Source organism: Tenacibaculum sp. Cn5-46 (assembly GCF_022347705.1).
In the GTDB taxonomy this organism is placed as follows: Bacteria; Bacteroidota; Bacteroidia; order Flavobacteriales; family Flavobacteriaceae; genus Polaribacter; species Polaribacter aiptasiae.
Genome location: NZ_JAKRGD010000001.1, coordinates 704799 through 725022, shown reverse-complemented (window position 1 = coordinate 725022; position 20224 = coordinate 704799). Strand labels below are relative to the sequence as shown.

Here is a 20224-nt window from a genome sequence, read left to right as displayed (position 1 = left end):
TTATTTATTTAAATTATATAGTGTTTGATTGAATATTTTTTATAAAACCTAAACTTAAATTCAAATTTGCAATATAAATTCAACTATAATTTTCTGATAAGAAATGATATTGTACATTAGTTTTTTAACATTATTAAGTATTTTGTTTTTAATTATATCTTTTAAGAAAAAGGATGCTGAAGGAAAAAAAATTTCATTAACCTCTATTGTTATTGGAGTTTTATTATTGGTTTATCATTTAATTTTAAAGTAATTAAAGTTTAATACTATTTTTAGCCTTTTCTTAGAATCATCTTTATATCAAAAAAGTTACGTCTAATAATACATTTTTTTAAAATACCATCCTTATTGTATATGTATGTATCTTTATATCTACTCTTAGGATTTATTAAATCAAACTTATTTTCATTTATTTTTGACACTATTTTGTAAAATCCTTTTACCTCTTCAAATATCACCTCTTTATTTTTTGGCTTATTATGAGTTAACATTACTGTACTCTTAAATATAGGTTTATCATGATAAATTTCTTTTCCGTTGGTTATTATATGATACTTGTTCTTTTTATATTTTAAAATTGCTTTTTCTCTTATTTTTTTATTCTTTTTAACTTCATAAAAACTGCTTTGTAAAATATTGTTTTTGTAAACCGTTTCTATATACGTTGTTATTTCTTTTTTCCCAAAGAAACGTATTGAGGAAAATGAACTTGTTTTGTAAATAGTTTTTCCATCTTCTTGGATCCTATTTGTTATTACTGTACCTATTTTTTTTCCAAAGATTTTTATATCATAAACATATTCTTGACTACAAACCTGTGTTATATTTATTAGCAGTAATACTATTATTATTTTTTGAAATTTGGTTTTCATAAACTAAAACATTGTTTTTAAACTAATTCTTACTTTCTAATACTCTTGTCAACGAATGTAAAAACGATTAAAAGACTGTTAAAACCTATTCAATGGAGTCAACAATATTTAAGTAAAACTCTAAAAAACAAGATTATATGTTTTTTTTCTATTTTATTTAAATAAACAAATGGTAATACACTAAAAATTAGCAATTAATTGAAAAGAATAGATCCTCTTATTTAACTATGAATGATTTAAAATCTCCTTAATTTTATAATTAATAAAGCTTTTTATTGAATAATTACTCTGTTCACACCTGATATTTCGTGTTTTATTGAATATATATTAAAAAACAATCCTTATTTGGTATTTTTGTATAATGCGTAACAACTTTAAACACTTGGTTTTTTGGAGCTTATATGCTGTGTTTTTATTTGTAATATTCAATTTAGTTACGGATAGAAAAACATCAATAATAAAGACATCTACAATTATACTTTCTCAAACTATTGTCTTTTACTTAAACTTTAAATGGATTCTACCAAGATTTTATGAATTAAAAAAATACGCTCTGTACATACTAACAAATCTAGCTCTTGTTTTTACAGGAATAATTATCTCTTTTTTTATTACTAAATTAACTCCTCAACATATAGAACATGAAGAAGAATTTCCTCATGATGATATGGTTTTAGATAATTTGGAAATTATTGTTATGAATGCTATGCCTATTATATTAATCATTTTTGTTAGTTTCTTTTTATATACTTTCTTAAAACGTAAACAGCAAGAAGAAAAGGAACTAGCAATTGTTACTGCAGAAAAAAGCTTTTTAATACAACAAACTAATCCTCATTTTTTATTTAATACTCTCAATAATATTTACTCTTTAACGTTTGATAAAGCTCCAAGAGCTTCAAAGGCTATAATGCAATTATCAAGAATGTTGGATTATTCTTTATATGGTGAAAAAGAAGGGACTGTAAGTTTAAATGATGAAATTACTTATATTAATAATTTTATAGATTTATTTAAACTTAAAGACAAAAATATTTCTGATATCTCATTTAATTATTCTCAATCAAATTTAAGTCAGAAGATAGCTCCTATGTTATTGATACCGTTTATTGAAAATGCTTTCAAGCACGGTAATATTGAAGATACAGAAAGTAATGCTTATATTAAAATTGAATTAAAATCTATTACTAATCAAATCATTTTTAACTGTAGTAATTCTTTTGTTCACCAAAAAAATGTAGATAAAACTGGAGGTATTGGTATAAAAAATGTTACCCGAAGATTAGAATTATTATATCCTAATAATAAACATCAATTAGAAATTACTAATCATGAAAACGATTTTATTGTTTCTTTAAAAATTACCTTATAAAGATGTATAAATGTATTATTATAGATGATGAAGAGCCTGCTCGTGATTTATTAGAAAAATATTGTGCTAAAATTGATGATTTAGAAGTTGTTGGTTCTTTTAAGTCTCCTTTAAAATGTATTTCTATTATAGAAAATGAAGATATTGATATTCTTTTATTAGATATTAATATGCCTGATATTTCTGGAATTGATTTTTTAAAATCTCTAAAAAAACAACCTAAAGTTATTTTTACAACTGCTTATAGAGAATATGCTTTAGATGGTTTCGAGTTAGATGCCTCTGATTATTTATTGAAACCTATTGAGTTTTATCGATTTTTAAGAGCCATTAATAAAGTAAAACAAACGTTCCTTAAATCGAATATAAATAGTAGTAAAGAATTAACTGGTAGTATTCAACTAAAGTCTAGTAAAAAGATTTATAAAGTAAATTTTGAAGATATAATATATATTCAATCACATCATGAATATGTAATGTATCATACCAAGTCTGTTGGTAAATTAATGGTTTATGGTACTATGAAATCTGTAGAAAATATACTTCCTAACTCTCATTTTTATAGAATTCATCGTTCTTATATTGTAAATTCTATTTATATAAAATTTATTGAAGGTAATTCTATAGTTCTTGATGATAATAGATTGCCTTTAGGTGAAAGCTATAAAGTTGATTTTATAGAGAAATGGTAGATTACAAATTCTCTATTAATCTTATTTTATTTAAATAAAAATGAATCATTTTCAATGAATCATTTTTTTTAATTATTAATTGCTTTTCCTTCATTTTATTTAATGTTTTATAGCTTAATTGAATTACTTTTTTGACAGAAAACTGTGTTGATATTTTTGAGTCAGATTAATTTTTTATGAAAATATAATATGAAGAATTCAATTTTAGACTTAGTTGAGAGCTCTACTTTTGTAAGGTTAAAAAAGTTTGAGAATATAAATTTAGATTTTAAACTAGAACAATATAGTATTACTGGAAGTATTAAAGATAAAAACGCTTTCTATTTTATTCTTAAAGCCAAACAGGAAGGTTTATTAGCTGAAGGTGGTACAATTATAGAATCTAGTTCTGGAAACTTTGGAATAGCACTTACTGTAATAGGAAGACAGCTTGGACATCCTGTAAAAATAGTTATCGATAAAAAGACTTCTCGTAGCATGAAAAAAATACTAGAAACCTATGGTGCTGATGTTTTAGAAATTGGGGAAGAACATTGTGATGAAGTTGGTTCTATGCAAAAAGCCAGAATGGCCTATGCTCAAAAAATTCAAGAAAAAACACCTGGTAGTTGGTATGCTTGTCAACATTTAAATCCTATGACCTCTGAGGTACATTATCATTTAACCGCTTCAGAGATTGAGAAAGAGTATAAAGGTGCTCCTGATGTAATTGTTGTAGGTGTATCTACTGCTGGTCAATTAGCTGGAATTTCTAGATATTTTAGAGAAAATTATCCTAAAACAAAAATTTGGGGTGTTGATGTTAAAGGCTCTGGAATTTTCACAAAAGATAGACACCCTTATAAAATGACAGGTTTAGGTTTATCTTTTACTCCGCCTGCTTTTAATTGGGATTTAGTTGATAGAGCTTTTTGTGTTGATGATGAATTGAGTTTTTCTTTTTGCTATTATTTAGCAAAAAAAGAAGGCCTTTTATTGGGCGCTTCTTCTGGAACTGTTATTGCTGCTACTTTAAAAGCCTTAAAGACAGAAGAAAACATAAAGAATGTTTGCATGATTAGCGCCGATTCTGGTTTTAGGTATTTAGATACTTTTTATGATGAACAATGGTTAAAAGAAAATGACTTACAAATTTTTAATGAAGATCAATGCTTTCATAAAATAGACACTGTTATTGAACATAAAAGATCTTAATTCTAAAAATTGCATGAGATTTAATCAAATAATCAAACTCTGGAAGCAGTTTATTCCATTAAGTTTAACAGATATGGCAATGGCTTTAGGTGAGCCTGTAAGAAATTATGCCATTGCCTCTTTACCTAATGGTGAATTAAACTTGGCTTCTTTTGGAATCGCTAAAAGTTTAGCAAACTTCTTTGAAGCTCCAATAATTATGGTTCTTCATGCTTCTAATGCTTTAGCTCAAAATAAAGAAAGCTCTAAGAAATTCTTACGGTTTACTCTTGTTTTTTCTCTTTTGTTGGCTGGTCTATTTTTGTGTTTTTCTATACCTAATGTTTTTGAATTTTTAGGTAAGAAAATTTTTAGTTTAAGCATTGAAGTATCAGAAACAACTAGAAGAATTATTTATTTTATATTTTTATTTCCATTTGTCATCGGTTGGAGAAGATATTTTCAAGGTATACTTATTCAGCAAAAAAAAAATAATGTTGTAGCACAAGCTTCTTTAGTAAGATTATTTTTTGTGATTGGAATTCCTATTTTAGGTTTACAATTAGATTGGTCTGGTTTAACTTGTGCTATAAGTTCTTTACTTGGAGGACTTTTTGTAGAGGCTGTTTATGTTAGCTATTTTAGTCTTAAACTATTTGATTTTAATAATATAGAAAGTCAAAAAATTGAATCTTTACCAAAAACTTACAAAGAACTATTTAACTATTATTTCCCGTTAGGTTATTCTATGGTAATAATTTGGGGGACTAGAACTCTTTTAGTCTTTCTTCTTAGTTTTGCTATTGACTCTAAAATTTCACTTATACTTTGGCCAATTATATGGGGGATTGTATTAATTGTTTCTAATGGAACAAGAATGGTTCAGCAAGTATATATTTCTAATAAAGAAGATTTTTCTTTTGAAGCAATTAGGAACTTTTGCATTACGGTTGGTATCGCTTTTACAATTTTATTTTTATTCTTAATCATAACTCCATTGGGAAATAGTATTATATATATTTCAATGGGCAAACTTATTAGTTATAATGCTTTAATTTTAAACTGTTTGAGTTATTTTCTATTTTTTCCTGCCTTAACGACATTCCAAAACATATTACAAGGAGAATTAATTATTAGCCAGAAAACAAGAGCTATTGGAATAGCTGCTATTCCTTCTCATATATTGTTAGTAATCGTTGCTTATGGTTTAATTAAAATGAATTTTTCAGGCTTAATATCCTTGGCCATAGCTTTAAACTTAGGACTCATCTTTGAAATATTGTTTCTCTTCTTTTTTATACGTTATGAGTTAATGTTCAAAAATTTGAATTAATTTTCTAAATTCTTTATAAAAATCCCTTTAAATTAATAAGCCTTACTAAAATTAGTAAGACTTTTTCTATAATTAAGTCTAATGAAAAATTTACTTATTTATAATTCAAAATTTCAGTAACAAATTCAATCCAATCTTGTTTAGGAATATCTTTACTTATATAATAATCTGGTTGAATACCTTTGTTATCAATTGTCATTTCAGGAATACGTAAACTTTTCGTTAAACTATATCCTAATTTAAGATTATTACAAGGAGAGTTTACAAAATACATATTTGAAATATCTAAAACTCCAACGGTAGTTGCTCCAAATAATTTTACTTTCTTACTTTGTTTTGCTGCTAATAAAAACTGTTCAGCAGTACTACCATTCCCTTTATTTATTACAATACCAATATTTTTGGGGTACTCATGGATAGTATCAAAAGAAGTAACAGATACAGGGTCTTTTTTTAGCATAACGAATTCACCAATATGCTTAGAAAGTGTATCGTATGATTCTTTTGCCCATTTTTTACCTTTTTCGTCAAATCCATAATCTTCATTATTAATAAAATCCAACATTCTCTGATTATTAAGAGGCGTAGACAAGTATTGAACTCCTACTGTACGAATCGGATTTGTATATAAAATAGGTAATAATTCATCAAAACTAGAATCACTTCCACCTCCATTGTTTCTAATATCTAGAATTAAATTTTCAGTACTTAATATTGTAGCTTTATTATCTTTAATTACAGCATCTATTTTTTTCTTTTCAGAACCTCTAAAACTTGGAATTCGTAAAAGCACAGTTGTGTTGTTTATACGTTCAAAATAAGGGTCATTTGCCGAAATTGCCTTAATATAATTAGACATTTTTTTATTTTTCTTAAGTATTGGATAGCTACGTTCTAAGTTAATATATCCCATTTCTATAAAGTTAGAATCAAATAAAGTAGCTTTTTTAAAGTCAAGTTTAGAATGATCACGTAAATAAAATTTAGCGGCTCCTTGGGCGTCTATTTTTAACTTAACTTGCCCTTTATTCCAATAAACTCCATCTGCTTCAATAATAAATCCAACATAAATATCTCCTTCTTTTTTAATTCCAATTGTATAAGGAGAAGAAACCCAAATACCTTCAAAATCGTGAGCTTTTTTTGCTGAAAGGTATTTTTTAAATGCCTCTAAATCGATAGTTCGTTTTTCCCAATCTTTAAAACTTGCTTTAATTTCAGCATTACTTTGTTTCTTTTTTGAACTATTGGTTGGAGTTTGTATACTACGAATACCAAGATGCCCTGATCGTAAAAAAGTTAGCCATTCAGAAATCGCTTGTCTACAAGCATCTAATGTTTTTATTGTTGCAACTTTCTTTTTATAAATAGCGGTATGGTTATTATAAGCCTCTTTTCCTTTATTATTGATTGCAAAAGCAAAACCTGCATCATTTTCTTCTATAGTCTTTTGCACCCATTTAAAATTAGCTGTACAATCACACTTTTGAGAAAATACATTGAAAGTTGTTATAAATAGTATAAAAAATAAATACTGTTTCATCATGTTGTTTTAAATTGTATGTAATGTTGTGTTTATATCTTATTCTAAAAACAGAATATCCTCAGAAGCTTTATAATTAGAAATTTCTTTAGTTATATTTTTTTCTAAATTATTTTTAAATCCTTTTCTAACTACTTCCCAATGATCTCCGAATACAGACTTATAACAGATACGTACTGAAATTTTGTTGGAATATTTATAAATATAATTCATTAATAACGGATTTAAAGACCAATCTATTAATAAAAAATCTTCACCAGGTTTAATAACTCTATTTAAAAGAATATCGTTTCCATGCCTTTTTACAATAGAATCTGGAATTTTAGCTACTTTATAAAACTCTTCCCAATTTGATATAGGCTTTCCATCAAAAGTAATTTTAGTTTCTGTTACAATAGCAGGACCAATACCTCTATTAGAAATTATAAGTGAGTATTTATTCAAAGTATCATTATCAAAACTACGGCTCATACCAATACTCAAACTTGGCCAGGCACTAGATTTAGATTGCTCTAAAAAAATCTTGGTTTGCTCATTCATAATAGAAGCTTGTCTTGTAGAAATCATAAGCGCACCAATACTAGCTAACAATACTCCAAATGCTATAATTAAGTTGACATCAAAGCGTTTTTTGTACTTTTTACTTTTTTTCATAATAATTTATTAGAGTTTGGTTAAAGTGCTAACAAAAATATTCTTTCCTATAATTAAACATTAAATTTTAACATAAAAAATATCGTGTTAAAAAAGGAGAATATTTAACTATTCTTATTGTAGAGTTTTAAACAGATTTTCACTCTTTTACCATTAAAAGTATTTCTATGGTAAAAACTCTATTTTTATTAAGCTTTTGAAACTCTAGAAAACAAAAAAGCCTTACTATTTCTAGTAAGGCTTATTGTGATCGCGACAGGATTCGAACCTGTGACCGTCTGCTTAGAAGGCAGATGCTCTATCCAGCTGAGCTACGCGACCAGTAATTCTTATTTTGTCGGGGCGGCAGGATTCGAACCTGCGACCTCCGCGTCCCAAACGCGGCGCGATAACCGGGCTACGCTACGCCCCGAGTGCAATTCTTAGCGGAGAGACAGGGACTCGAACCCTGGCGACCAATAAGGTCGACAGATTAGCAATCTGCTGCATTACCACTCTGCCACCTCTCCGGAGGCTTTCAAAGCGTTTGAAACTTTGAATTAAAAATTGCGAGTGCAAATATATAACCGATTAAACATTCACGCAAGTTTTTTTGAAGAAAAAAATCACTAATCTGGATACTCAACACGTAAGTGGTAGATATTCATCAACTTATTCTTAATAATTTTTTTTATTTTTTCTATTTCTCTAAACGTAATATCCGAATTTCGGAACTGATTATCGTTTTTTTGCTTGTTTATAATCTTATCAATTAATTCATCTATGGATTGTGCTGTTGGATTTTTCAAACTCTTAGAAGCTGCTTCTGCCGCATCACACATCATTAAAATTGCCGTTTCTTTAGAAAATGGAATTGGTCCTTGATATTGAAACTTCTTTATATCTATTTCTTCATCTGGATTATTCTCCTGCTCTTTTTTATAAAAGTAATAAGTTACACTTGTTCCGTGATGTGTTCTTATAAAATCAATAATTCTATCAGGTAATTTATTCTTCTTAGCTATTTCAATTCCGTTAATTACATGATCTAAAATAATTCGAGCACTATCTTTAGGTAACAAATCGTTATGCGGATTAACTCCTGTTGATTGGTTTTCTGTAAAGTACATAGGTTGTACCATCTTCCCTATATCATGATACAAAGCTCCCGTTCTTACTAACATTGAGTTCGCCCCTATTTCATTTGCTGCTGCTTCGGCCAAATTAGCTACTTGCATAGAATGTTGGAATGTTCCTGGTGCTTTTTCATTTAAGTCTCTTAAAAGCTTCGAATTCGTGTTAGATAATTCTAATAAGGTAACATCGGAAACCAATCCAAATAGTTTTTCATAGAAGTAGATAAAGAAAACTGCTAAAAATGATAACAATCCATTTGCTGCAAACAATCCAAAATACAACCAATTAATTTTATCTGCGTTTCCTTCTTTTAAAATTGAAAATGCAAAATAGGTAATCATATAAATCAGTGTAATTTGTCCTATTGAAACAAATAAACTAGCTCTTTTATACAATTCAGAAACCGTTAAAATAGTTACAATCCCTGCAATAATGTGTAAATAAATAAATTCAAAACTATTAGGCACAATAAATCCTAATAATAATACTGTTAATACATGAGTAAATAATCCTAACCGTGCATCAAAAAACGCTTTTAAAACAATTGGTAAAATACTTAGAGGCACAACGTATAAATATTCTGAATTGTACTTAACAACCATTGTTTGTACAAAAATCATTAAGAATATATTGAAGAATATAAAAGTTACTTTATTATTGTTTTTATAAATCTCAAGTCTATATTTCTCTAAGAAAAGTAATAACATTAGCAAGGCCAGCGATACTAAAATTGTATACCCAAAAACAATCCAGTTATAATTCGATTCTGTCCAAATTTGAGAGCTAGAAGCTAACTCATATGATTTTAATACATTAAACTTTTTTCCTTCAACAATATCTCCTTTTAAAATAATCAACTCTCCTTTCGATACTTTACCTTTGGCTAGTGAAATACTATTTAAAGCCTCTTGTAGCTCTCTTTCGCTATATTTCACATCATAACTTACATTTGATCTTAAAGTCTCTGATATGTATCTTAAAATTAGTTGTTGTTGATTTACATTTAAATCTTTTACTTTTTGATTGACATAACTTAAAACTTCATTGGATTGAATCAATCTAGAAAAAGGCACATCTTCTATAGAATTTCCTTTTCTTAAAATAACAATATCTCTTTTATTAGCTTTTGCATTACTAATCGCATCTAATAAACCATATCTGTATATAGAATTAATAATACTTTTTCCTATTTTTTTCAGAAACTGAACTTCTTTAATAGATAAAGAATCTGATGGTATAATTTTACCCTCAAACTCTTCCAATACTTTTGTTTTAATACCAGTATCTACAACAAAATATTTTTTAGCATTTGCTTCTATATTTTTAATCTCCTCTTCTTTTTCTTTATCCGTTTTTTGAATTGCAAAATCAAAGGGTGAGTATAAATTATCATACTGCCATGGCTTACCTTGAGGAAAATCGTATTTAAACTGTCCTCCTTTAGGAAATAAGTAAACAATTGCTGTAACGGTTATTAAGAATAACAATACTTTGTAAATTATCGCATTGTTCTTATACAATTTATTGATAAAATCGTTCATTTTTAGCTTTTAAAAATGTAAATATAACCTTTCTCTATTATTTGAGTACTTGTTATAAAATGGTTATTTTCGCAGAACTAATCTTAATACAACATACTCAATAATATGAAAGAAGTAGTTATCGTATCGGTTGCAAGAACTCCAATAGGTAGTTTTTTAGGAACTTTATCAACTACACCAGCTCCAAAATTAGGAGCGGTAGCAATTAAAGGAGCTTTAGATAAAATAAACTTAAAACCAGAAATGGTTGAGGAAGTTTTTATCGGAAATGTAGTTTCTGCTGGTTTAGGTCAGGCACCTGCACGTCAAGCAGCTATTTTTGCTGGAATTCCTGATACTGTTCCTTGTACAACAGTTAACAAAGTTTGTTCTTCTGGTATGAAATCTATCATGTTAGCAGCGCAAACAATTGCCTTAGGCGATGCTGAAATTGTTGTAGCTGGTGGTATGGAAAATATGAGTATGATACCTCATTATCAACACGCTCGTAGTGCTACTAAATTTGGTCCTGTAAAAATGGAAGATGGTATGCAAAAAGACGGTTTAGTTGATGCATATGAACAAGTAGCAATGGGTGTATGTGCTGATGAATGTGCTACTGAGTATGAATTTTCTAGAGAAGATCAAGATGCTTTTGCTATTGAATCATACAACCGTTCTGCTAAAGCCTGGAGTGAAGGTAAGTTTGCAGACGAAGTTGTTCCTGTAGAGATTCCTCAACGTAGAGGAGAACCAATTATTTTTTCTGAAGACGAGGAGTACAAAAACGTAAAAATGGAAAAAATTCCTGCTTTACGTGCTGCTTTCACCAAAGAAGGAACTGTAACAGCTGCTAACGCTTCAACAATTAATGATGGTGGTGCTGCTTTAGTATTAATGTCTGCTGAAAAAGCTGCTGAATTAGGATTAACTCCTTTAGCCAAAATTAAAGGATATGCTGATGCTGCTCATGAGCCTAAATGGTTTACTACTGCACCTGCAAAAGCATTACCTAAAGCTTTAGCTAAAGCTGGAATTTCTATTGATGATGTAGATTATTTTGAGCTTAATGAAGCATTTTCTGTAGTAGGATTAGCTAATATGAAAATTTTAGGATTGTCTGCAGATAAAGTAAATGTAAACGGAGGAGCTGTATCATTAGGTCATCCTTTAGGTGTTTCTGGAGCTAGAATTATAATTGCTTTAACATCTATATTAAAACAAAACAACGCTAAAATTGGTGCTGCTGGTATATGTAACGGTGGTGGTGGTGCTAGTGCAATGGTAATTGAAAGAGTATAATTTTAATAAAAGCTGTTAATGTCTTTCGGAATTTGTAATTTAAGTGTTGTTCCTCTTCGACTAGAGCCTACTGATGTTTCAGAAATGGTGAATCAGGTTGTTTTTGGTGAACATTTTGAAGTTTTAGAAAAAACTAAAAAGTGGAGTAAAATTCGTTTAGCCTTTGATGATTATGAAGGCTATATCGATAACAAACAATACGAAGAAATTTCTAATGAAGACTATAGTCTATTATGCCAAGAAAAAAAGCATTTTGCAGGTGAATTAATAGACTTTATTACTGATGATAGTCATAACTTAACTACCATACCAATGGGAGCTAGACTTCCTTTGTTTAATAACAACAAAATAACCATTAATACTACTTCCTATTTTTATGAAGGGAAGGTGTGTAATAAACAATTAACAAAAGCTGCTATTATAGAAACTGCATATTTGTTTTTAAATGTTCCATATTTATGGGGAGGTAAATCCCCTTTTGGAATTGATTGTTCAGGTTTTACACAAACAGTATATAAATTATGTGGTTATAATCTTTTACGTGATGCTAAACAACAAGCAACACAAGGAGATGTATTAAGTTTTATTGAAGAAAGTGAACCTGGAGATCTTGCCTTTTTTGATAACGAAGAAGGTATTATTACACATGTTGGTATTATTATGAACGACTATAATATTATTCACGCTCATGGTAAAGTTCGTATTGACAAATTAGATCACAGTGGTATTTACAATGTAGATACTCATCAACACACACATAAACTTAGAGTAATAAAGAGATTAATTAATTAATCTCTTTATTTTAAGCATAAAAAAACTCTTTCTTTTCAGAAAGAGTTTTTTATTACTATTATTTTAATAAACTTTTATTTAATTACTGGTTTAATAAAAGCTTCTAATTCTTCTTCGTTGGCTGCATTTACTTCATCCCACCCCATATCTTTGGTTGGAGATAGTGCACCTCTTTTAAAGTCTAAAATTCTTTTCTTACCTGTTATTAGATATGCAGAAGGATAATCTAATTTATGAATAAATCCAGCAACTCTAATACTTGATCTATCAGCTAATTTTTCTTTAGAAGGCACTAAGAAGATTCTTTTATCTAATTTTTTTGCCATTCTTTTTACTCCATCTTCTTTATCCCAAAAAAGCATGATAAATTCTACTTTATCACTGTACTTTTCTACTAACTTATTTAAAGCTGGTATTTCTCCCCAACAAGGCGCACACCAAGTAGCTGCTGTTAATAATACAATTGGTTTTTTTATTGCATCTGTACTAATTGTTTTCCCATCAATAGAAGTAAAATCGTAGTTTGAAATGTACTTATCTCTAATACAATTGTAAACAATATCGTCTAATAATGCTGCATCATTGCTTGAAGTTGCAATACAATCATCAACAATATCTTTATAATAAATCTTCTTTTGTGCAAAAGTATTCGAGACAGCTATCAACGCTAAAACCAGTAATAATCTCTTCATTTTTAATAATTTAAGGGGATTAAATTTTAAATATTATACTCCTTTACCGCATCAATAAATGCCTTTGCATTATCTAGCGGAATATTAGGTAAAATTCCGTGCCCCAAGTTAACAATATATTTGTCTTTACCAAACTCATTTATCATTTGGTGTACCATTTTTTTAATTTCAGCAGGTGGAGATAGTAATCTAGATGGATCAAAATTACCCTGTAATGTAATATTTCCTCCTGATAAATAACGTGCATTTCTTGCCGAACATGTCCAGTCTACTCCTAATGCTGATGCGTTAGACTTGGCCATTTCTCCTAACGCAAACCAACATCCTTTTCCGAAAGCGATTACTGGAGCATCATCTTTTAATGCCTCAATTATTTGATTAATGTATTGCCATGAAAATTCTTGATAATCTGTTGGAGATAACATTCCTCCCCAAGAATCAAAAACCTGAACAGCATTTACACCTGCCTGTACCTTAGCTTTTAAATAAGCAATTGTGGTATCTGTTATCTTCTGTAGCAATTGGTGTGCCAAAATTGGTTGCGTGTAACAAAACTCCTTTGCTTTATCAAAATTCTTAGACCCTTGACCTTGTACTACATAACACAAAATAGTCCATGGTGAACCTGCAAAACCTATTAAAGGAATTTCGTCATTTAATTTTTCTTTGGTTGCCTTAATTGCATCCATTACGTATCCTAATTCTTCATGAACTTCAGGAATTATTACGCTATCTAAACCTTTTTTATCTCTTACTGGATTTGGTAAATAAGGACCAAAATCTGGCTTCATTTCCACTTCAATATTCATTGCTTGTGGTATTACCAAAATATCTGAGAATAAAATTGCAGCATCCATTCCATATCTACGAATAGGTTGTACTGTAATCTCTGATGCTAATTCTGGAGTTCTACAACGTGTAAAGAAATCATACTTCTTTCTAATCTCCATAAATTCTGGCAAATATCTTCCAGCTTGACGCATCATCCATACTGGTGGACGATCAACAGTTTCTCCTTTTAAGGCTCTTAAAAATAAATCGTTTTTTATCATTTTATTCTGTTACAAAGACTATGTCTTTCTTTGTTTTTGGTATTTTTACTATATGTATTGGTTGTGTAAGTACCATAGTAACCATATCCGTTGGCTTTGGACCTTTAGACTCTATTGTTACCAATAACTTACTTTTTTCTTCCTTTATTTTTGAAATTTCTACTGAAAATCCTCCTGTATTTTTTTGAGAATCTATAGCTACCACTATTATACTCTTTGAAAAATCTATCAAATCATTCATTTGATTAGCTACTTCAGCTTTTTTCAAAAATGATTTCCAATCTTTTTCAGTTTTAATTACAAGATTCTCTTTTTCAAATTTCTCTAAACTATCTCCTGGTAATGTTCCTTTATATAAAGAGTTTATCATTGTTTCTTGATTTTCTTTATTGCTATTAGGGCATGATGCTAATAGTATACTAAAAAAAATTGCGAACATTGTTTTCATAAACTCCTATATTTTAATTTACATCTTTGAAACAGCTTCCATAGATTTATCAATTGCTTTCGCTATCTTTTCTATATCTTTTTCTGATAAAGCTGATGATAAAAACCATGCTTCAAACTGTGATGGAGGTAAAAATACTCCATTTTTCATCATTTCCCAGAAAAACACAGCAAACTTCTCTGTATCACATGTTTGTGCTTCATCAAAATTCGTTACTTTTTTATTCGTAAAGAAAGGATTGATCATCGATCCAAACCTATTCACTGTAATTTCTATTCCATATTTTTTTGCTGATTCTAACAAAAACACCTCTATAATTTGAGCTATTTCGTTAAACTTCTCGTATGGATTTTGCTTTTTTAACTCGGTTAAAGTAGCAATTCCTCCTGCCATAGCAATTGGATTACCACTTAATGTTCCTGCTTGGTACATTCCTCCTAAAGGTGCTACCATTTCCATAATTTCATTACGTGCTCCGTAAGCTCCTACTGGGAAACCTCCTCCTATTACTTTTCCTAAACAAGTAATATCAGCTTCTACATCAAATAATTCTTGTGCTCCTCCAAACTTAGATCTAAAACCTGTCATTACCTCATCTACAATTAATAAGGCTCCTTTTGATTTTAAATACTCTTTTAACTCCTTTAAAAAGTTATTTTGTGGAGTTACAACTCCCATATTACCCGCTACTGGTTCTAAAATAACACCTGCAATATCATCATGCTCTTCAAAGTGCGCTTTTACACTTTCTAAATCATTATAATTGGCTATTAAAGTATTCTTTACAGCTCCTTCTGGCACTCCTTTTGAGCCAGGTAAACTTAAAGTCGCTAATCCAGATCCTGCAGCTACCAATAATGCATCTTGGTGCCCATGGTAACAACCTGAAAACTTAATAATTTTGTCCTTTCCTGTAAAAGCTCTTGCTAAACGTATTCCACTTAAAACTGCTTCAGTTCCTGAGTTTACAAAACGAACTTTATCCATTCCTGGAAATGCATCACAAACTATCTTTGCTAATTTAATTTCGTTTTTAGTTGATGCTCCAAATGAATATCCATTTTTTAAAGCTTTTGTAATTGCCTTTTGTACTTTTTTATGGCGATGACCTAATATCATAGGCCCGTAAGACAATACTAAATCTATATAAGAATTACCATCTACATCGATAATTTTACTTCCTTTTGCTTTTTTAATAAACAATGGATTCCCTCCTACTGAAGCAAATGCTCTTACTGGTGAGTTTACTGCTCCTACTAGATTTACTAATCCTTGTTGATATAATTCTTGTGATTTTTTAAATTCCATAACTCTACTTTAGTTATCAATTAAATTATTTTTTAGTCTGTGAGTTGTTTATTTTAATTCTAACAAATCCCACAAATTTCCATATAAATCTTTAAATACTGCTACCGTTCCATATTCAGCTTCTTTAGGCTCTCTAACAAACTCAATTCCTTTAGCTATCATATCTTTATAGTCTCTCCAAAAATCGTCTGTGTTTAAAAAGAGAAAAACTCTTCCTCCTGTTTGATTTCCTATAAAGTTTTTTTGCTCTTCTTTAGATGCTCTTGCTAACAGGATTGATGTTCCTTCTGAATTTGGTGGCGCCACAACAACCCATCTTTTATTTTGCTCTGGTTGATATGTGTCTTCAATCAAAGTAAATTTAAGTTTTTTTGTATAAAACTCAATTGCTTCATCATAATCTCTTACTACTAAAGCTATATGTACTATTGATTGTTTCATTTTTTATCGCATTAAAACTCTTGCTGCTTCTTTAGCAAAATAAGTAATGATAATATCGGCTCCTGCTCTTTTCATAGATAATAAGCTTTCCATCATTACTCTTTCTCCATCTATCCATCCTTTTTCTGCAGCTGCTTTTACCATTGCATATTCTCCACTTACATTATAACAAGCTATTGGACGATCAAAATTTTCTTTTAAATCTCTAATAATATCTAAATATGATAATGCTGGTTTTACCATTAAAATATCTGCCCCTTCTTCGTCATCAAACGTAGCTTCACGTAATCCTTCATCTCTATTTGCTGGATCCATTTGGTAAGTTCTTCTATCTCCAAAGCTTGGTGCAGAATCTGCCGCGTCTCTAAATGGCCCATAAAATGCTGATGCATATTTTACTGAATATCCCATAATTGGTAAATTCGGATATCCTGCCTGATCTAAACTCTCTCTAATCATGGCTATTGTTCCGTCCATCATTCCTGAAGGTGCTACCATATCTACTCCAGCTTTTGCATGTGATATTACTTGCTTTGCTAAGTTTACTAAAGTAGCATCGTTATCAACATCATTATCACACAAAACACCACAATGTCCATGAGAAGTATATTCACAAAAGCACACATCTGTGATTACGTATAAACCTGGATAATTCTTTTTAATATAACGAACAGCTTGTTGCATAATTCCGTTATCATTCCATGTTTCTGTTCCTACCTCATCTTTTTCAGTTGGAATACCAAATAAAATAACCGCCGGTATGTTTAAAGCAACTACCTCATCTAATTCTTTTGAAACAGTATCTAAAGACCAACGTTTTATTCCTGGCATAGAAACAATTTCTTTTTCTATTCCTTCTCCTTCTTCAATAAATAAAGGATAAATAAAATCGTTTACCGATAATTGATTTTCTCTTACTAATCTTCGGATTCCATCTGTTTTTCTTAGTCTGCGTGTTCTAAACATAGTTTATCATATTTTCAAACAGAGCGCAGTTGAGATTTTTTTTACAAATATCTCTATACTGCGCTCGTATGACATTTTAATTTATTTTTTTACAAAGTGTAAATTCACCAATTCTATTACACTTTCTACTGTAGGTAATTTTGCAACTTCTACCTTTTCAAAATGTTTTCTTGCCTCTTTAGCTGTGCTTTCTCCTATACAAAAAGCCACTTTATCTGCTGCATTTTCTTCCATGTAGCTTTCAACTGTAGATGGACTATAAAATAATACTCCGTTTACTTTTTCATCTACTTTAGCTGGGCTATACATCGTTTTATAAGCTTCTACTTCATTTACTGTAATTCCGTTTTCTGCTAAAACACTTGGTAATGTATCTAATCTTAAGTCGCTACAAAAATATGTTACTTCCTGACCTTTTATTTCATTTATAAGATACGATGCTAGCTTCTCTGCATTTCTTTCTGAATGTGTAACCTTACCTATTTTTTGCTCGATTAACTTTTTTGTTCTTCGACCAACACAATAAATATTTTTGAATTTCAATTCATCAGAAGTAAATGAGTTCGCTATTGCTTCTACTCCATTTTTACTTGTAATGATTACATTTTCAATTTCATTTTTAACAACTTTAGGTGCTATTCTATTAAAACGAATTTTAATAAAATCGCTATCCTCAACTGCTATAGAAGTTGGCAATAACTTCTTTTGAATTTCTGATAATTTCTTTGTTGAAAATATGGCAAACTCTTTTTCAAGCCCCATATCTTCCATCATTAATTCTTTCCCTCCTTTATTAATTACATAGTCTGCACAATCTTTTGCTAAGAATTTATGACGCCCAAGCTTTCCTTTCTTATTTACAGAAATCTTTTTCTTACCATCTCTACTTAACAAAATACCTTTAAAGTTGATCTCCTCAGTCTTATCATCAATATAAGCTAATGCTCCAATTGGCGCTGTACATCCTCCTTCTAGTCTATTTAAAAACTCTCTTTCTATCCCAACACAAACTTGTGTTTCATAGTGATTCAATTGCTCACATGCATCTTTAGAGAAATCATCATTTTCTAAAGCTGTAATCATAATTGCACCTTGTGCTGGTGCTGGTATCATCCATGAAAGACTAATTGCTCCTTTTGGTCTTATGCCTATTCTTTCTAATCCTGCTGCTGCGAAAACAGCTCCATTCCAATCGTTGTTTGCTAACTTCTCTAAACGTGTATTTACGTTTCCTCTTAAATCTACTACTTCATGTGTTGGATAGCGATTTAACCATTGTGCTTTTCTACGTAAACTACCCGTTGCTATAATTCCTTTTGGCTGTCCAAAAAACTCTTCATTATCTTTTAACACCAAAATATCAGCATAATTTGCTCTTTTTAATACAGCCGCTTGCACAATTCCTTGTGGTAATACTGTTGGAACATCTTTTAATGAATGTACTGCAATATCAATATCGCCATTTAACATAGCGATATCTAAATTTTTAGTAAATATTCCTGTAATTCCTAGTTCGTATAAAGGTTTGTCTAAAACTAAATCTCCAGTAGATTTAATTGGAACTATTTCACATTTATACTCTAACTCTTCTAATTGCTTGCGAACTTTGTTTGCTTGCCACATAGCCAATTGGCTATCTCGTGTACCTATTCTAATTATCTTCTGCATGGATAGTTTCTAAATTTGCTCCAAACACTTTAGCCATTACTTCTATACTTTTATTTACAGAAGTTTCTTCATCCTTTAAGTGTTTTACAAACTGTGTAGTTATTTTTTGGATAAATCTTGATGTTATAACTTCTGCTTGAGTTTCATCAAAATCTTTTATTTTTTTCTTGTGGAAAGCTATTTCTCCTTGTTGAATTGTTTTTAACGATTGCTTTAATGCATTAATTGCCGGTGTAAACCTTCTATGATTTAACCACTCTTGAAACTCTTCATTGTGTGTTTCAATAATTGCTTCTGCAACAGGGATTTCTTGTTGACGAATTGCTAAGGTTTCATCAGTTATTTTAGATAACTCATCTACATTTACCAATGTTACATTATCTAATTCAGCTACTTCTTTAGAAACGTTTGCTGGCATAGACAAATCTAAAATTAACAACTCTTTATTTGTTAAAATATGTTCTTTCTTAATGGTTGCTTCTGAAGCTCCTGTAGAAACTATTAAAACATCAGTATTTGCAATCTCCTTATTTAAGTTTTCATACTTCGCATTTCTAATTGAAGTATTTTCTTTTACAAAGGCTATTGCTTTTTCTTCTGTTCTATTAATTAAACTTACTGTTTTATTTTGCGTGTATTCCGCTAAGTTTTTACAAGTATGCTTTCCCATTTTACCTAATCCAAAAACTAAAACATTTTTTGAATTATAGTCTTCTAGGTTTTTAATCATGTATTGAACAGCTGCGTAAGAAACGGATGTTGTTCCTGAACTTAACCTAGTTTCATTTTTAACACGCTTACTTGCTTGCATTACATGATTTAGCAATCGCTCAAAATATGCATTAGTAGTACCAGCTTCTTTAGCTAATTTAAAAGCTTGTCTTAACTGACCTACAATTTCATAATCTCCTAAGATTTGACTATCCAATCCTGTTCCCATTCGAAACAAGTGGTTAATCGCCTCTTTGTTTTTATATACATTTGATACTTGAGCAAATTCTTCTACAGATCCATTTGAATACTTACAAAGCATTCCAATTAATTGAAATGGATGATCTGCAAAACCAGTTATTTCTGTTCTATTACAAGTTGAAAGTACAAAAATACCTTTCATACCTTTACTCTTAGCTTCCTCTAAAAGTGCTACTTGGTTTTCTTTAGAAACACTAAACTTCCCCCTAATAGTTGCGTCAGCTTTTTTGTAGCTAACTCCTATATTGTATAAATTCTTGTTATGTTTTTCTTCTACCATTAAGTCTTCGTCAATAAAAAGTGGGTCA

General features: G+C 29.7%; 18 protein-coding genes and 3 tRNA genes. 6 read left to right on the top strand and 15 right to left on the bottom strand.

What is annotated here, in order from left to right:
- Window positions 1-272: 272 nt before the first annotated feature.
- Window positions 273-872 carry a DUF6134 family protein gene (locus MHN29_RS03420; protein ID WP_235272881.1) on the bottom strand — a complete coding sequence of 200 codons (600 nt, stop codon included), beginning with the start codon at window positions 870-872 and terminating at the stop codon, window positions 273-275.
- Between the two features lie 361 nt (window positions 873-1233).
- Here MHN29_RS03420 and MHN29_RS03415 point away from each other — a divergent pair, with 361 nt between their 5' ends.
- The 4 genes from MHN29_RS03415 to MHN29_RS03400 all read left to right on the top strand — a co-directional run bounded on the left by MHN29_RS03415 (window position 1234) and on the right by MHN29_RS03400 (window position 5442).
- Complete coding sequence (locus MHN29_RS03415) at window positions 1234-2244, top strand: sensor histidine kinase (RefSeq protein ID WP_235272883.1); 1011 nt, start codon at window positions 1234-1236, stop codon at window positions 2242-2244.
- A gap of 2 nt (window positions 2245-2246) precedes the next feature.
- Window positions 2247-2936 carry a LytTR family DNA-binding domain-containing protein gene (locus MHN29_RS03410; RefSeq protein WP_235272884.1) on the top strand — a complete coding sequence of 230 codons (690 nt, stop codon included), beginning with the start codon at window positions 2247-2249 and terminating at the stop codon, window positions 2934-2936.
- Window positions 2937-3125: 189 nt separating this feature from the next.
- Window positions 3126-4130: a cysteine synthase family protein gene (locus MHN29_RS03405; protein ID WP_235272886.1), complete on the top strand. Its 1005-nt coding sequence runs from the start codon at window positions 3126-3128 to the stop codon at window positions 4128-4130.
- 13 nt (window positions 4131-4143) lie between these two features.
- Entirely contained in the window at window positions 4144-5442 is a 1299-nt protein-coding gene (locus MHN29_RS03400) for a hypothetical protein (RefSeq protein ID WP_235272888.1), read from the top strand.
- A 94-nt stretch (window positions 5443-5536) separates the two neighbouring features.
- On the opposite strand, the gene MHN29_RS03395 is transcribed toward MHN29_RS03400, so the two are convergent.
- The 6 genes from MHN29_RS03395 to MHN29_RS03370 all read right to left on the bottom strand — a co-directional run bounded on the left by MHN29_RS03395 (window position 5537) and on the right by MHN29_RS03370 (window position 10296).
- Window positions 5537-6985: a S41 family peptidase gene (locus MHN29_RS03395; protein WP_235272889.1), complete on the bottom strand. Its 1449-nt coding sequence runs from the start codon at window positions 6983-6985 to the stop codon at window positions 5537-5539.
- Window positions 6986-7024: 39 nt separating this feature from the next.
- A complete protein-coding gene (locus MHN29_RS03390; protein ID WP_235272890.1) occupies window positions 7025-7639 on the bottom strand; it encodes a hypothetical protein in 615 nt (204 codons plus the stop codon).
- 247 nt (window positions 7640-7886) lie between these two features.
- A tRNA-Arg gene (locus tag MHN29_RS03385) sits at window positions 7887-7960 on the bottom strand.
- Window positions 7961-7976: 16 nt separating this feature from the next.
- Window positions 7977-8051: transfer RNA gene (locus MHN29_RS03380), tRNA-Pro, on the bottom strand.
- A gap of 14 nt (window positions 8052-8065) precedes the next feature.
- Window positions 8066-8148: transfer RNA gene (locus tag MHN29_RS03375), tRNA-Ser, on the bottom strand.
- 99 nt (window positions 8149-8247) lie between these two features.
- On the bottom strand, window positions 8248-10296 hold the full coding sequence (locus MHN29_RS03370; RefSeq protein WP_235272891.1) for an HD family phosphohydrolase: 2049 nt from the start codon (window positions 10294-10296) through the stop codon (window positions 8248-8250).
- A gap of 105 nt (window positions 10297-10401) precedes the next feature.
- Between MHN29_RS03370 and MHN29_RS03365 the strand changes: the two genes are divergently transcribed.
- Both MHN29_RS03365 and MHN29_RS03360 read left to right on the top strand, forming a co-directional pair.
- The gene (locus MHN29_RS03365) at window positions 10402-11577 is read left to right on the top strand and encodes an acetyl-CoA C-acyltransferase (protein ID WP_235272892.1); all 1176 of its coding nucleotides are present in this window, start codon (window positions 10402-10404) and stop codon (window positions 11575-11577) included.
- A gap of 18 nt (window positions 11578-11595) precedes the next feature.
- On the top strand, window positions 11596-12369 hold the full coding sequence (locus MHN29_RS03360) for a C40 family peptidase (protein ID WP_235272894.1): 774 nt from the start codon (window positions 11596-11598) through the stop codon (window positions 12367-12369).
- Between the two features lie 74 nt (window positions 12370-12443).
- On the opposite strand, the gene MHN29_RS03355 is transcribed toward MHN29_RS03360, so the two are convergent.
- The 8 genes from MHN29_RS03355 to hemA form a co-directional block, all read right to left on the bottom strand.
- Window positions 12444-13061 carry a thioredoxin family protein gene (locus MHN29_RS03355; RefSeq protein WP_235272895.1) on the bottom strand — a complete coding sequence of 206 codons (618 nt, stop codon included), beginning with the start codon at window positions 13059-13061 and terminating at the stop codon, window positions 12444-12446.
- 26 nt (window positions 13062-13087) lie between these two features.
- Window positions 13088-14113, bottom strand: a complete 1026-nt coding sequence (hemE, locus tag MHN29_RS03350; RefSeq protein ID WP_235272896.1) for a uroporphyrinogen decarboxylase — start codon at window positions 14111-14113, stop codon at window positions 13088-13090.
- Window position 14114: 1 nt separating this feature from the next.
- Complete coding sequence (locus tag MHN29_RS03345; protein ID WP_235276237.1) at window positions 14115-14561, bottom strand: protease complex subunit PrcB family protein; 447 nt, start codon at window positions 14559-14561, stop codon at window positions 14115-14117.
- Window positions 14562-14579: 18 nt separating this feature from the next.
- Complete coding sequence (gene hemL / locus MHN29_RS03340; protein ID WP_235272900.1) at window positions 14580-15869, bottom strand: glutamate-1-semialdehyde 2,1-aminomutase; 1290 nt, start codon at window positions 15867-15869, stop codon at window positions 14580-14582.
- A 48-nt stretch (window positions 15870-15917) separates the two neighbouring features.
- Complete coding sequence (locus MHN29_RS03335; RefSeq protein ID WP_235272902.1) at window positions 15918-16310, bottom strand: VOC family protein; 393 nt, start codon at window positions 16308-16310, stop codon at window positions 15918-15920.
- Between the two features lie 3 nt (window positions 16311-16313).
- Window positions 16314-17276, bottom strand: a complete 963-nt coding sequence (gene hemB, locus MHN29_RS03330) for a porphobilinogen synthase (RefSeq protein WP_235272906.1) — start codon at window positions 17274-17276, stop codon at window positions 16314-16316.
- A gap of 81 nt (window positions 17277-17357) precedes the next feature.
- Entirely contained in the window at window positions 17358-18944 is a 1587-nt protein-coding gene (gene hemC, locus MHN29_RS03325) for a hydroxymethylbilane synthase (protein ID WP_235272907.1), read from the bottom strand.
- Window positions 18928-20196, bottom strand: coding sequence for a glutamyl-tRNA reductase (gene hemA / locus MHN29_RS03320; RefSeq protein ID WP_235273655.1), 1269 nt, complete (start codon window positions 20194-20196; stop codon window positions 18928-18930). The genes hemC and hemA overlap by 17 nt, the downstream gene beginning before the upstream one ends.
- Window positions 20197-20224: the final 28 nt, after the last annotated feature.

Excerpts from the sequence above, each read along its gene's own strand:
- MHN29_RS03420 (WP_235272881.1), bottom strand. The coding sequence starts at position 872 with ATGAAAACCAAATTTCAAAAAATAATAATAGTATTACTGCTAATAAAT.
- MHN29_RS03415 (WP_235272883.1), top strand. The coding sequence starts at position 1,234 with ATGCGTAACAACTTTAAACACTTGGTTTTTTGGAGCTTATATGCTGTG.
- MHN29_RS03410 (WP_235272884.1), top strand. The coding sequence starts at position 2,247 with ATGTATAAATGTATTATTATAGATGATGAAGAGCCTGCTCGTGATTTA.
- MHN29_RS03405 (WP_235272886.1), top strand. The coding sequence starts at position 3,126 with ATGAAGAATTCAATTTTAGACTTAGTTGAGAGCTCTACTTTTGTAAGG.
- MHN29_RS03400 (WP_235272888.1), top strand. The coding sequence starts at position 4,144 with ATGAGATTTAATCAAATAATCAAACTCTGGAAGCAGTTTATTCCATTA.
- MHN29_RS03395 (WP_235272889.1), bottom strand. The coding sequence starts at position 6,985 with ATGAAACAGTATTTATTTTTTATACTATTTATAACAACTTTCAATGTA.
- MHN29_RS03390 (WP_235272890.1), bottom strand. The coding sequence starts at position 7,639 with ATGAAAAAAAGTAAAAAGTACAAAAAACGCTTTGATGTCAACTTAATT.
- MHN29_RS03370 (WP_235272891.1), bottom strand. The coding sequence starts at position 10,296 with ATGAACGATTTTATCAATAAATTGTATAAGAACAATGCGATAATTTAC.
- MHN29_RS03365 (WP_235272892.1), top strand. The coding sequence starts at position 10,402 with ATGAAAGAAGTAGTTATCGTATCGGTTGCAAGAACTCCAATAGGTAGT.
- MHN29_RS03360 (WP_235272894.1), top strand. The coding sequence starts at position 11,596 with ATGTCTTTCGGAATTTGTAATTTAAGTGTTGTTCCTCTTCGACTAGAG.
- MHN29_RS03355 (WP_235272895.1), bottom strand. The coding sequence starts at position 13,061 with ATGAAGAGATTATTACTGGTTTTAGCGTTGATAGCTGTCTCGAATACT.
- hemE (WP_235272896.1), bottom strand. The coding sequence starts at position 14,113 with ATGATAAAAAACGATTTATTTTTAAGAGCCTTAAAAGGAGAAACTGTT.
- MHN29_RS03345 (WP_235276237.1), bottom strand. The coding sequence starts at position 14,561 with ATGAAAACAATGTTCGCAATTTTTTTTAGTATACTATTAGCATCATGC.
- hemL (WP_235272900.1), bottom strand. The coding sequence starts at position 15,869 with ATGGAATTTAAAAAATCACAAGAATTATATCAACAAGGATTAGTAAAT.
- MHN29_RS03335 (WP_235272902.1), bottom strand. The coding sequence starts at position 16,310 with ATGAAACAATCAATAGTACATATAGCTTTAGTAGTAAGAGATTATGAT.
- hemB (WP_235272906.1), bottom strand. The coding sequence starts at position 17,276 with ATGTTTAGAACACGCAGACTAAGAAAAACAGATGGAATCCGAAGATTA.
- hemC (WP_235272907.1), bottom strand. The coding sequence starts at position 18,944 with ATGCAGAAGATAATTAGAATAGGTACACGAGATAGCCAATTGGCTATG.
- hemA (WP_235273655.1), bottom strand. The coding sequence starts at position 20,196 with ATGGTAGAAGAAAAACATAACAAGAATTTATACAATATAGGAGTTAGC.